Here is a 12,159-nt window from a genome sequence, read left to right as displayed (position 1 = left end):
GCGCCCGTTTCTGGAATACTTGATCTCGAGATATATTTTCACATATCATTTGATTTTTCCATCTATATTTGAATACTGTATGTATTAATACCTTTCTTGTCTATTAATGCTACTTCATTTGATGAGAACCACTTCAAGCTTCCAAAATGCTGAGCAAATGCCCATTCGTTTGGCCGTTCTTCTATTATCTTTTCTTCTTTAACAATCTCTTTCGCTTTATTTTTAATTATTATGCTGACCTTAAAATTATCAATATTATGCTCACAGGATACTTCTGCAATATATTTTCTATTCGGGCTTTTCTTAGGCTTATTCCAAATCCATTGGTTATTGTAGTTACAATCACTAACCTTCTGATACATTCTTTGAAACGGTTTTTTATCCCATTCTTTTTCCTTAATAACTATATTAATACCTTTTTCTAAAAGTTTGTAAATTAATAATTTCTTCTCATAATTATGTAAGTTAAAGTAATAATCAATATTTAAGCCAACTTTAACATGACTAACACCACCTACGAGTTTGTGTTCGTTGTTATTGTCTTTCATATCCTCTACACACTCCACCAAAACCTTCCAGCAGTCCTCTGTTTTATATTTTTCAAAATTCCTTTCAAGCAGTGACGCTACACAACGGACTTCATCCCTAAACCTCATCCTGCGTTCTTTCCAATTCTTTTCGTAATCTTCTTTACTACCCTCCCTATTTAAGTATGGTATGTCTAAATCAAATTCACTAAGAATAGGCAATAAATTCACTTCCTTACACTCTAATCATTCACTGATTTGAACTTGTTATTTGCATAATCATCAATCTCACCAAGTAGTTGCCACCATTCGGAACCTCCTTGAAAATCTCTAATATAGAGATCACCTAACCAACGAATATGACACCTTTGAATAAGTTTTTCTAAAATTTCTTTATTATTTAAGTCTTTCTTTAGCTGGTTAAGAATTATCTCCAAATCCTCAGCTTCCTTTATATATTCATTCTTTTTTAAATAATTAATTGCCGTATTAATTTTTTCAAGAGACATTACTTCTCCCCCCTCATCAACCTGATGAATATTTCCAAATTATCAACACCAATTATTTCGATTAATACCAAGACATATCCTTCTCTTCTCAAAAAAATAAGCACAATCATTACTACATGATTGCGCCCTAATACTGAAGACTTGAAATCGAGGTAACTACTAATTATTTAGCTATAGCTCACGTTTCCTAAAAAGTTCTAACTCTCTATTTTCTTAATTAAGTTCAATTTTTATTTTCTAACTCATAAAAACAGCCTTTCAAATTGTCTCTCACTAGTTCTATTGAAATTCCCAATATTAATAATATAAATCCAGATATACTAAATACATAAGTGCGAACAGTTCTTTTCATTAACACAGTTTCATACTCGGAAGAAGGAGCCCCAAACCCCCAGGATTGTGTCCATCCATATATCATAAAAATGACTCCAATTATTGTTGTTAATACACTAATCCATTTCAATCCTTGCATAATAATCCTCCGATCCTTTTTAACAAACTTGCTAGCTTTGAGTTAAATAAACCTCTTCACAATTCACACTTATTTTAACATAAATATCCAATTAGTAACCTATTTATTATACGATCAAGACAAACAAAAAGGCTTCTCCTTATTCCAGGAAAGCGCCCGTTAAATGAAGACTTGAATTCAAGATATTTAATATAATTGATGAAATTCTCTTCCTTAATGTAATAGAGAATATTCATTCATTAAAGTTAGATTTCAAAAAAAGGTCGGTGGCACTTTTAAAACGAGAAGGTTTTTTATCTCTTATTTCTTTAATAATACCCATAATAACAACTCTAGCTTTTTCATCTATACCTGCAACGACTTTCACATATGTTTCAAGACTAACTGGATCATTTAAGATTCTTTTATGTATTGTCTTAGCCCATTCTCTCGCATGAGGTATCATATTGGGAACAGCAGTTGCAAATTCAGTCAAAGTATCCTCTAAAGGATAAGTTTTATCATAAGATTCAATGGCATGAATCAAGGAAAACATAGCCTCATCATTTTCTGTTTCATCATAAAAGCCATAACATAATATTCTGATGCCTGTTACATCACTTTTATTTAATACATTTATTATTGCGTCCTCAAAAATCTTGATATCCTCTTCCCTTTTAAGTAGTCGGCTGTTCATTAGCTTTTTTATTTCTTTATCTATATTCAAAGTGATCCATCCCATATCATTGTATTATTAAATTGTATCCTCGTATCTTGACCAAACAACTTAAAAATTATATTAATTGTCCTATAATCCCCCAATATACTTCCATATCTAAAATTTCTAGATTGCCTACCTCGTCATCTCCCCCTAAAAATAAAGGTTTCTTATAACCAACACATTTATCCCTTCCTAATGAATTGAAATTATTAGTTTTTCTCCATTCATAAAAGAAGTCTCTTGCTAAAGCTGCATTTGAATAATCTACAAGTTCCTCTTCGTGAAATGTTAAAAATGTAGAAGGAATTTCAAGGGCTTCTCCAGTACCAGGTTCAAACATTACTATTAAAGGTTCCTTTTCATAAATCCTGGTAAAATCTAAAGCAAAGTGTCTTCCTAACCAATCATATGAAAAACATAAGATTTTATTTTGATACGCGGGAAATGCTTCAACGATTATATCATTCCATTTTTCTATTTCCCTTATTTTGTGAACCCTATATAGTCCCTTATTAAATACTTGACCTTCAAAATTCTGAAAAAATTCCTTAGACCCTATTGTTTTATCCAAAATTTGTTCAGGTATCTTTATTTGATCGGACTTTTCTGTTTCATTTACTGCATTAAAAGCATATTGAAACCTTTCAAACATATAACGCCTCCGTGGTTAAACATACTTAACTTACAACTTCAACCAACCCCATTTTAATTCCTTCATCTTCAAATAAAAAAAAGACACGTTATTAAACAAACGCGCCCTAATGCTGAAGACTTGATTTAGAGATAATCTTTATAATGCTGCATAAGTTTTTAGCAAATCTATAATTTAAATATGTATTTTTTTCACTCTTCAAAAATACTTCCACAACTTCCCCAAAGTGTGCTCTTTACCTTTAAATCTTTTAAATCATCCAAGCATTTATAAATAGGCATACCTCTTATACATGCTCCAATTAAAAAATATTGATTGCAATCCACACATTTAAAATAGTGTTGAATGGTATAATGTTTTTCCTCTGATAAATGTCTCTCAACTTCCTCTAATGGACAATCTCCAGCAAATAGATCAATTCTACTTTGCTTATTCATTTCCTTTAACAGCGCCAATATAGGAAAGTAATTTTGGTGAGGGTTACTATCAGCTGTTTTAAACAATTCAGTTAAAATAAAGCAATTTCCACACATAATATCCCCCTGGTCCACCCGTTTTGAAGTTAGTTTATCACTATCGTGTTTATTCGCCTATTGATCATTCAACATCTATTTCTTCATCCATTTATCCTTAAAACGTCTAAACTTTTTCACCTTTTGCTTAAAAGAAATAGAGATGCTATGGAAATCAGTATCTCTTAAGTCATTCATGAATGGGATATCAATATCCAATAAAAATGTACTGTGTTTTACTATTTTAAAATTATTGGGTTGATCTCTTTCACCTATTTTAATAAAAGTATTTATAAAGTATTTAGCTTCCTCTTTATTTCTAAACTTTGCTAATTGATCAAATTCAATGTTGCTTTCCAAAACGCCACTTTCAGAAACATACTCACCAGTAGGAATATGTTGAACTTTATAAACAAAACCTTTATTAATGTCTGTTTGTTTAAAACTCATGGTATTCCACCTTTAATTAGGACGACTATGCAATGTTTCTACATTTATGGTTTCATTGATAATATCGTACAAGGAACATCTAATCTTTATTATTTTAATTAATCTCATATAATTTGATAATATCTCGAATCCAAGTCTTCAACATAATGGCCCTTTAACTGAAGACTCGGTTTCGAGATATCAACCCTTACCTTGAAGTTGAGTTATGTGAAATCCAAAACTAAATGACAGTATTCTTACCTAAGAAAAGGTGTAGTCATATATCTTCGCCAACTAGAAGGAAGTTTTTCTACAACTTATGAAGAAGATAAAAAAGCATGATCCCCAAAATGAGATCATGCGCTGAAAAACCTATTAACCTTTCACAGACCCAGCCAGCAACCCTCTCACAAAGTACTTCCCTACTAAAATATAGACAAGAAGTGTTGGCAATGCAGCTAGCAAAGCACCCGCCATTTGGACGTTCCATTGTACAACCTGGCTCCCGGCTAGGTTTTGTAAGGCTACCATTACCGGCTGTTGATCCGATTGAGTCAGGGATACGGCGAATAAGAACTCGTTCCAGATGTTCGTGAACTGCCATATCGCAACGACAACGAAGCCTGATATGGATAGGGGGAACATGATTCTCCCGTATATTTTCAAGAAGTTTGCTCCATCGATTTTAGCTGATTCCAACATTGAGTTAGGAATATTTGCGTAAAAGTTTCGGAACATCAATGTTGTAATCGGGAGTCCATACACAACGTGGGTGAAGATCAATCCTGGTATGGAGTTATATAAACCCAAGTCTCGAAGGAAAACAATTAAAGGAATAAGGATACTTTGATATGGAATAAACATCCCAAACAAGATGGCTGTAAATACGAGCTCTGAGCCTTTAAATTTCCACTTCGATAACACGTAACCATTCAATGATCCGAATAACGCTGACAACAATGTTGCCGGGATCACAAGGTAAAAGGAGTTCATAATATTGGGTGCGAGTTTTGAAAATGCCGTGCTGTAGCTGCTCAGATCAATGGTTGATGGTAGCTGCCACATCGTATCTAATGAGATTTGATCAAATGGCTTTAAGCTTGTAACGATCAATACATAGACAGGCATTAAGTAAAATAAACTGAATGCAATTAATATTACATAGACGAGTGGTTTCGTTAGACGCTTGGCCATGTTAATCCTCCCTCCTGTTCATTAATAAATAAGGGATAATAAACACTGCAACACTAATCAGAAGGATCATGGCAATGGCCGCACCACTTGCATAATCTTGAGCTCTGAACGTTTTTTCAAACATATATAATGCTGGGACGTCTGTTACATAATTAGCCCCAGGTCCTGTCATGGCATAGATCAAATCAAATATCTTCAAGGAGATGTGTGCCATGATAATAATGACACTCATCGTGATCGGACGAAGCTGTGGAAAAATAACTTTACGATAAAGCTTCCATTCTGACGCTCCATCTATACGTGCTGCTTCTTTTAACTCTTCCGGAATCCCTCTTAAACCTGCTAGATACATAGCTAAAGAGAATCCTGTCATCTGCCAAACGGCTGCAATGACAATCGCAATGATGGCAACAGGAATACCAAATTCAATCTTTCCAATTGGAATTCCAAAAAGGACCTCCGTACTGATATACCACTTCGGGGATAAACCGATTTTTTCTAATAACAGATTCACACCTGTCGATGGATTGAGTAACCATTGCCAGACAACTCCCGTAACGACGAAGGAAAGCGCCATGGGGAATAAGAATAAGTTCCGAAAAACCGATTCTCCTTTAATATTCTGGTCAATGAGCACTGCTAGGAGTTGCCCCATTATGGCGACTGCTCCAATGAACAGAATGGTAAAGAAGATCGTATTACGTATATCTGCCTGGAATCGAAAATCCTTAAACAAATTAAGATAGTTTTCAAATCCCGCAAAGGAATAGTCCGGGACAAGCGAACGCCATTCACTAAGCGACACATATCCCGTCCAACTTATAAAACCATATACGAAAATACCTATGAGAATGATAGAAGGTAAAATAAATATAATAGACCAAATACGATCGGAGCTGCCTTTAATCACATGAACAGCCTCCCTTCATGAAGTAAATAATTGTTGGGGAGGCGTGCCGCCTCCCCACTACATTATTATTTAAGTGAGCTAACGGATTGTTTTAGTGATTCGATGAATTGGTCTACTTTTTGCTGTGTTACGAATACGTTCACAGCTTGGTTCACTTTGGTTACAACCTGTTCAGGTGCAGCAGAACCGTGTGCTAAGCTTGGTGTAAGCTTGGCATTTTTGAAATCCTTGATTGTATCTGTAGAATACTTTCCGTACTTCGACATATCTGTATCTGTACGAGCTGGAATGGAACCTTTTTTCGGGTTGAACGCGTCCTGACCTTTTTTCGAACCAAGTACCGTTAAGAATTCTTTGACTTGCTCAGGGTTTTCAACACCTTTCGGTAATCCAAATGTATCTGTGATTACCTGGAACTCGCCTTCTGTTCCTGGAGAAGCGAACCAACCATAATCTTCACCTGGCTTTAAGTCTTTACTCTTGTAGTAACCATTCGCCCAGTCTCCCATGATATTCATAGCTGCTTTTCCATCAGCTACTAACTGGGAACCGTCCTGCCAAGCGCGAGCACTGTGGTCTTCGTTCACGTAACCAAGAACCTTTTTAAACATTTCAGCAGACTTCACAACACGCTCATCATCCATTGGAATTTCGCCATTCCAAAGCTTGTTGTAATCCTCAGCACCTAGATTTGCTTGAAGAATGCTTTCGAATACCATTGTAGATGGCCACACATTTTTGTCACCTAGTGCAAGTGGTGTGATGCCATTTGATTTAAGTTCTTCAGCTACTTCTAAAAATTCATTCCAATCCTTAGGTGGTTCTATGTTGTTCTCTTCAAATACACTTTTGTTATAAAAAACGACGTTTCCGCGGTGGACGTCAACTGGAACAGCGTAAATGTTTCCATCTTTACTTACCATATCGATTAGTTCTTGAGGGAACACTTCTTTCCAGTTATTCTTCTCATAAAGATCGTTCAGTGGCTGCATCTTATCAGCCGCTACCCAACCTGCAAGTAGCTCATCTCCACCGTGTACCTGGAATGTGGATGGTGGGTCTCCTCCTTGCATACGGTTAGCTAGCACAGCCTTGGCGTTTGAACCGCCTCCACCTGCTACGGCTGCGTTTTCGATTTCTATGTCTGGGTGTTCTTCTTTAAATTGATCCATAAGTGCTTGTAAACCTTCAGACTCTCCGCCTGCAGTCCACCAACTGAATAATTCAATTTTTCCTTCTCCTCCAGATCCACCATCCGAACTAGAGCTTGAATTATCGCTACAAGCTGCCATTGTTCCGATTAAAAGGATGGCGATCATCCATAAAAAACCATACCGTTTCAAAAATAAAACCCCTTTCATCCATGAATTAATGTAATCGCTTACAATTACAATGTATCACGGTGAAGGGGGATTCATTTTAAGAACTCTCTTCAATATTTTGCTGTTCATACGCATTATTTTGATGTAAGAAAAGCGGAGGTGCCCGGGTAGCAACGTATATGCTGGACTGAGCCGCAGTAAGATAAAGGAAACACGAAGAACGGAGTGATTCGATGTTGACTTATCTTACGGAGTAGGAATGATCGACTAAGTACGTCACTTCCTGTGACAACGTCGATCTGACCCACGTCGTGTGGGCCCAAGCATACTAGTTGCTGGGCGCCGGAGCTAGACATCTATGATCAACATCTTATCTATGAATTCATAGAAGGAACCCTATATTCAGAAGGCGTCATACCTACTCGTTTCTTAAACACACGACTAAAATAGTTTGGATCTTTATAGCCTACGAGTTGGCTAATCTCTTTTAAAGGTTTATCGGTTGTCGTTAACAATTCCTTAGCTTTTACAACTCTAAGATCTGTCACGTAATCTACAAAACTCTTATTTAATCGTTCCTTAAAGATTTTACTAAAGTAGTAAGGACTTAATGATACGTGTTCTGCCACATCTTCAAGCGTAATAGGCTCTTCAAAATGAGCTTTAATCCATTCTTCTGCTTCCCAAATTGCATCTTTTGACGTGACATGCTTCCAGCTGCGAATCCAATCTGAAGCTTGTGCTACTTTTTGTACAGCCCATTTCCTCCAATCACTTGGGTTCGTATCTTCAGGAAAATCACGCAGTAGACTTTGCTCAGCAATTCCCATTTCTTTAATGATGCCATAGACTGCATGAACAAGATCCTTACAATAAGAGATTTTGCCCTCATCATCTTCATCCAATAACGGCCAAAGCTGTTCAAATTGATGAATGGCTAAATCAGAATCCCCACTGCGAACGGCTTCATAGATTTTCTTTTCCTGAACGACACGATTAAAAGCACCAGGCGCCAGCTGGGATTTAGCTTCTTCATATAACACATATCCCTTTTGAAGATTCACAAAAGCCATTGCAATCACAGCTTCATGATAGGAATGAATAAGCTGTGAAGGATCATTGTAAAGGTTCCCAACACCGATGGTAATCTTTTTTTGGAAAGCGGATTGGAATCGCTGTAATGTGGTTCTGATCCACTTGGATAGATTGGTGACCTTCTCCTCATCTTTAAAGGCAAAAATCCAAACAGGAAAGTGTCCGCTCTGGATCGGTCCAACTAAGCAATACGTGCTTTTCTCTAACTCTTCTTTCATCCACACTTGTTGTTCTTCATGTTCTTGTGATTCATCCAAATGGACAATCATCGCACACCCTGTACCACTTGATTCTGGGAAAAATGATGCTAGCTCTTCTGGATACTGCTCCATAACGCGCTCCGTAAAGTAAGCTTGCATCCAATTGGATTGGATTAGTGAAAGCACAGCCTGCTTATCCTGACCTTGATTTTCTTTTTGACGTTTCTCTTCTAGCCCATCCAAAACGCGCTGAAATGTGGCATAGAGTTCAGCTTTCTTTGCTGGCTTTAACACATACTCCTGCACACCCTGACGCATAACTTCTCTTGCATATTCAAACTCGTCATAAGCTGTCATCATAATGATTTCAACGTCAGGATTCCAGGCTTTAATTTCTTTAACAGCTTCAATACCATCCATGCCAGGCATTTTGATATCCATCGTGATCAAATCTGGGTTATGCTCCTTAGCTAAATGGATCGCTCCCTTTCCTGATGCCGCTTCTCCAATGAGTTCGAGATCAGGAAATTGATCCGTAATCATCTTTTTCAATCCTTCACGCTCGATCATCTCATCTTCAACCATTAGCCACTTCATCATATCCCTCCTCTGCCTGTTCGATTGGAAGTTGGAGTCGAATTGTTGTGCCATTTCCTAACTGAGAATGGATCGTAACCAGCTCTTCTCTCTCATAAAACAACTCCAGTCTTCGAATGATGTTCGGTAAGCCTATTCCTGTCGTATGTCCACTTCTATTTGTCTCTTGTAGTTCTTCATCATGATCAGGTGTCGCTAAAAGCTTCCCTACTTTTTCCTCATGGATCCCAACACCATTATCCTGAATATCAATGAGGACCCTACCATCTTTAATCCTAGAAGAAATCCGAATGACGCCCCCAGCTTCCAGATCTTCAATACCATGAATAAAGGCATTTTCTACAAGTGGTTGGAGGGTTAACACAGGAAGAGCTGTCCCTTTTGTATCCGGGTGAATGTCCTCTTCATAAGTAAAACGTTGGCCAAAACGCGCCTGCTGAATAAACATATACTCATTTACACTTTTCAACTCTTCTTGTAACGTAGTCGGTTGATCTAACCGCGTTAAATTATGACGAAGCAAAGTGGAAACAGCTTCAATCAACTCACTCGTCCGTTTCGCATCCTCGATATAAGAGGTTTTCGCAATCATATTAAGTGTATTAAAAAGAAAGTGCGGATTGACCTGGCTCTGTAGACTTTTTAACTCCATTTCCTTCATCAACCGCTTCATTTCAGACTTCTGTTTAATTTGCGTAACGAGGGATTGGATGTTGTCTCGCATACTATTAAACGTCTCCGTTAAAAACCCGAGTTCATCCTTGGTTTGTACAGGAACCTTTTCCCCATCAAACTTTCCAGAAGCAATTTCTCGAGCGGCATGAGCCAGGTCATGGATCGGTCTTGTAATTCCTCGTGAAAACCAAAATGCAAATAACAGCGATGCAAACAACGTGAAGGCAAAAACCGCTAGACGCATTTTTTCAATAAAACCATTGTGCACAACGAGGCTTTTGTAAAAGCTATCGTATTCCGATAACTCTTCATTAATGAGTGTTAGAGCTGTTTCTTGAAGATAGGACAAAACTTCCTCTGCCTCAATCATTCGAGCCGAGTACGCTTTAATATTTTCCTCCTGATAAGCTTTCAGGGCTTGATCGCTTTCCTCAAGAAAGCTTTCAATCATATTGGAGTAGTTCTCCACCACCAATTGATTTCGATCAATCTTTTCAGGAAGTTGCTCCTGCAAGGACCTTAGTTCTTCACGCCCATCCTTATACTCTTGTAACAGTTCAGGTGATTTATTAATGATATAGCTTTTTAAATTTTGATAAACGTCTTCCGTGGTTTGTTCCACTTCGTTCAATAAAAAGAAGCGTTCAAGTAAGATATCATATTGCCGGATGGTATCTTGACTTCCTTGATACAGAAAGTAGGCAACGCCATTCATAAACAAGATTAACACGATGAAAAAGGTCATAAGCTTTGTTTGAATATGAATCATGAAGGACCCTCACTTTCCTCAGGAGAAGGTTCCTTTCTCGTTAAATCTTCTCGTCTTAAAATGTCCGTGCCTGTATGATGAATGGGCTCGACTGTCTTCCCTCTGCCAATCTGGGTTAGCAGTCTAACACTTTCATACCCCATTTTATATGGCTTCTGAACAACCGTTGCATCGATAATGCCATCCCTTATGAGTTCGATCGTTTCAGGTAACGTGTCAAAAGCTATGATATAAACCCCATTTGTACGGCCTCTTTGTTGAACGGTTGAAGCAATGCCATAACTATCTAAGGCGCTTGTGCCAAAAAACGCATCCATTTCGGAATACTTGCTGAGCATTTCATCTGCTTTTTCAGCCGCTTGGATACGAGTTATGTTGGAAGCCCTGACGTCTAAAATCTTCACGCCTGGAGCATTCTTTACAGCATCGCGGAACCCTTGAACACGAAGCTGCATATTGCGGGCCTCGAAGCTTCCCGTAATAATACCCACATTGGCTTGCCCACCCGTATCTTGGATTAGAGCTTGTCCAGCTAAAAATCCCGCCTGATAATTGTCTGTCCCCACATAGGCTGAGCGCTTACTTGACGCTGCGTCCGTATCAATCGTGATGACAGGTATGCCTTTGTCGATCGCTTGATTGATGACCGGAGCAAACGTTTCTTCATCTAATCCCTGCGTGATAATGCCATCAACCTTAGCAGCCACAGCTTTTTCAATCCATTCGATGTGCTCTGACACACTCGTCTTTTTCGGCCCATTGTACTCAACTGCTACGCCAAGCTCCTCCTCTGCTTCTCTCGCTCCTTTTTCAACCAATCTCCAATAATCATTGTCAGTCTCCTGTGGGATCAAAACGAAATGAAAATCCTCTTTCTCTTGTGAATGGACCTGATCAATTCGCACGTTATTTTGAAGCGCTTTCATATAATAGAATACGGAAATACCTCCAAAGATCAACATCACCCCTGCTAGAATGATATAAATCAATTGTTCATATCTCATGATTGTCAGGCTCCTTTATCTCTATATGTATAAAAACCTTTATTTTTCCACCTTAAGAGCACTGGTCAAAATACCTCGGTAGACGTCATTCCAATTGTCATAATAGTCTATAACCTCGTTTGGATGGATCAATGTGCGCTGCCCTGATTCATATTCGGCTTTAAACGGATGTAGTTGAGTGATGTCCATTCTGTAAAAAGCTTGATATCCGACTTTGGGGTAAGGACTGTTTTCATCCCAAATGGGGTTCTCACTATGATTGACTTCAATCGTTCCAAGAAACGCACAATTGCCCTCAGCATATCCTTCTTCCATTGCCTCTCGCTTGAAGCATTCTAAAGGAGTTTCACCGGGTTCTATATGTCCACCTGGGAAATCCCATCCTCTATGATTTAAATCCACCATCATCAATTGTCCATCTAAAAAGCAAAAACCATGTGCACTTGTGATAAGGTCTTGTTGTGGAAGGTGAACGCGTTCTTGCCAGGTTAATTGAACGGTCGACTCTCCCCAATTCACATATGTTGTTGTCATTTTCTTTCCTCCTTTCCTCACTATTTCTATTTTCATAAGGGTTAATCCTTTTCAAAAT

Annotated in this window: 14 protein-coding genes; all 14 read right to left on the bottom strand. The window is 38.0% G+C overall.

All coding sequences use genetic code 11. The annotated features are described in order from the left end of the window. Positions 1–62: 62 nt before the first annotated feature. Complete coding sequence (locus tag H514_RS0106390) at positions 63–749, bottom strand: hypothetical protein (RefSeq protein ID WP_027446218.1); 687 nt, start codon at positions 747–749, stop codon at positions 63–65. A gap of 20 nt (positions 750–769) precedes the next feature. Further along, positions 770–1,036, bottom strand: a complete 267-nt coding sequence (locus tag H514_RS0106385; protein WP_027446217.1) for a hypothetical protein — start codon at positions 1,034–1,036, stop codon at positions 770–772. Between the two features lie 223 nt (positions 1,037–1,259). Continuing rightward, positions 1,260–1,508, bottom strand: coding sequence for a hypothetical protein (locus H514_RS0106380; protein WP_027446216.1), 249 nt, complete (start codon positions 1,506–1,508; stop codon positions 1,260–1,262). 232 nt (positions 1,509–1,740) lie between these two features. Beyond that, positions 1,741–2,214, bottom strand: coding sequence for an Imm30 family immunity protein (locus tag H514_RS0106375; protein WP_027446215.1), 474 nt, complete (start codon positions 2,212–2,214; stop codon positions 1,741–1,743). A gap of 67 nt (positions 2,215–2,281) precedes the next feature. Next, positions 2,282–2,860, bottom strand: coding sequence for a T6SS immunity protein Tdi1 domain-containing protein (locus tag H514_RS23930; RefSeq protein WP_051255055.1), 579 nt, complete (start codon positions 2,858–2,860; stop codon positions 2,282–2,284). Between the two features lie 191 nt (positions 2,861–3,051). Further along, positions 3,052–3,393, bottom strand: a complete 342-nt coding sequence (locus H514_RS0106365) for a hypothetical protein (protein ID WP_027446214.1) — start codon at positions 3,391–3,393, stop codon at positions 3,052–3,054. Positions 3,394–3,468: 75 nt separating this feature from the next. After that, positions 3,469–3,822 (bottom strand): hypothetical protein, encoded by a 354-nt coding sequence (locus tag H514_RS0106360; protein ID WP_027446213.1) that lies wholly within the window; start codon positions 3,820–3,822, stop codon positions 3,469–3,471. 354 nt (positions 3,823–4,176) lie between these two features. Next, positions 4,177–4,995, bottom strand: coding sequence for a carbohydrate ABC transporter permease (locus tag H514_RS0106355; RefSeq protein WP_027446212.1), 819 nt, complete (start codon positions 4,993–4,995; stop codon positions 4,177–4,179). Position 4,996: 1 nt separating this feature from the next. Next, entirely contained in the window at positions 4,997–5,902 is a 906-nt protein-coding gene (locus H514_RS0106350; RefSeq protein WP_027446211.1) for a carbohydrate ABC transporter permease, read from the bottom strand. A 68-nt stretch (positions 5,903–5,970) separates the two neighbouring features. Continuing rightward, positions 5,971–7,248, bottom strand: coding sequence for an ABC transporter substrate-binding protein (locus tag H514_RS0106345; RefSeq protein ID WP_027446210.1), 1,278 nt, complete (start codon positions 7,246–7,248; stop codon positions 5,971–5,973). Positions 7,249–7,601: 353 nt separating this feature from the next. Further along, positions 7,602–9,119, bottom strand: a complete 1,518-nt coding sequence (locus tag H514_RS0106340; RefSeq protein ID WP_027446209.1) for a response regulator — start codon at positions 9,117–9,119, stop codon at positions 7,602–7,604. Continuing rightward, positions 9,100–10,563, bottom strand: a complete 1,464-nt coding sequence (locus H514_RS0106335) for a histidine kinase (protein WP_051255053.1) — start codon at positions 10,561–10,563, stop codon at positions 9,100–9,102. The genes H514_RS0106340 and H514_RS0106335 overlap by 20 nt, the downstream gene beginning before the upstream one ends. Then, the gene (locus tag H514_RS22610; RefSeq protein ID WP_051255052.1) at positions 10,560–11,567 is read right to left on the bottom strand and encodes a sugar-binding protein; all 1,008 of its coding nucleotides are present in this window, start codon (positions 11,565–11,567) and stop codon (positions 10,560–10,562) included. Before H514_RS22610 ends, H514_RS0106335 begins: the two co-directional genes overlap by 4 nt. Positions 11,568–11,606: 39 nt before the next feature. Beyond that, positions 11,607–12,101, bottom strand: coding sequence for an NUDIX hydrolase (locus tag H514_RS0106325; protein WP_027446207.1), 495 nt, complete (start codon positions 12,099–12,101; stop codon positions 11,607–11,609). Between the last annotated feature and the right edge of the window lie 58 nt (positions 12,102–12,159).

The sequence above is a fragment of the Pontibacillus marinus BH030004 = DSM 16465 genome (assembly GCF_000425225.1).
Lineage (GTDB): Bacteria > Bacillota > Bacilli > Bacillales > BH030062 > Pontibacillus > Pontibacillus marinus.
The sequence above is the reverse complement of the archived record's forward strand: the minus strand, read 5'-3'. Positions and strand labels throughout refer to the sequence as shown.

Excerpts from the sequence above, each read along its gene's own strand:
- H514_RS0106385 (WP_027446217.1), bottom strand. The coding sequence starts at position 1,036 with ATGTCTCTTGAAAAAATTAATACGGCAATTAATTATTTAAAAAAGAAT.
- H514_RS0106380 (WP_027446216.1), bottom strand. The coding sequence starts at position 1,508 with ATGCAAGGATTGAAATGGATTAGTGTATTAACAACAATAATTGGAGTC.
- H514_RS23930 (WP_051255055.1), bottom strand. The coding sequence starts at position 2,860 with ATGTTTGAAAGGTTTCAATATGCTTTTAATGCAGTAAATGAAACAGAA.
- H514_RS0106365 (WP_027446214.1), bottom strand. The coding sequence starts at position 3,393 with ATGTGTGGAAATTGCTTTATTTTAACTGAATTGTTTAAAACAGCTGAT.
- H514_RS0106360 (WP_027446213.1), bottom strand. The coding sequence starts at position 3,822 with ATGAGTTTTAAACAAACAGACATTAATAAAGGTTTTGTTTATAAAGTT.
- H514_RS0106355 (WP_027446212.1), bottom strand. The coding sequence starts at position 4,995 with ATGGCCAAGCGTCTAACGAAACCACTCGTCTATGTAATATTAATTGCA.
- H514_RS0106340 (WP_027446209.1), bottom strand. The coding sequence starts at position 9,119 with ATGAAGTGGCTAATGGTTGAAGATGAGATGATCGAGCGTGAAGGATTG.
- H514_RS0106335 (WP_051255053.1), bottom strand. The coding sequence starts at position 10,563 with ATGATTCATATTCAAACAAAGCTTATGACCTTTTTCATCGTGTTAATC.
- H514_RS22610 (WP_051255052.1), bottom strand. The coding sequence starts at position 11,567 with ATGAGATATGAACAATTGATTTATATCATTCTAGCAGGGGTGATGTTG.
- H514_RS0106325 (WP_027446207.1), bottom strand. The coding sequence starts at position 12,101 with ATGACAACAACATATGTGAATTGGGGAGAGTCGACCGTTCAATTAACC.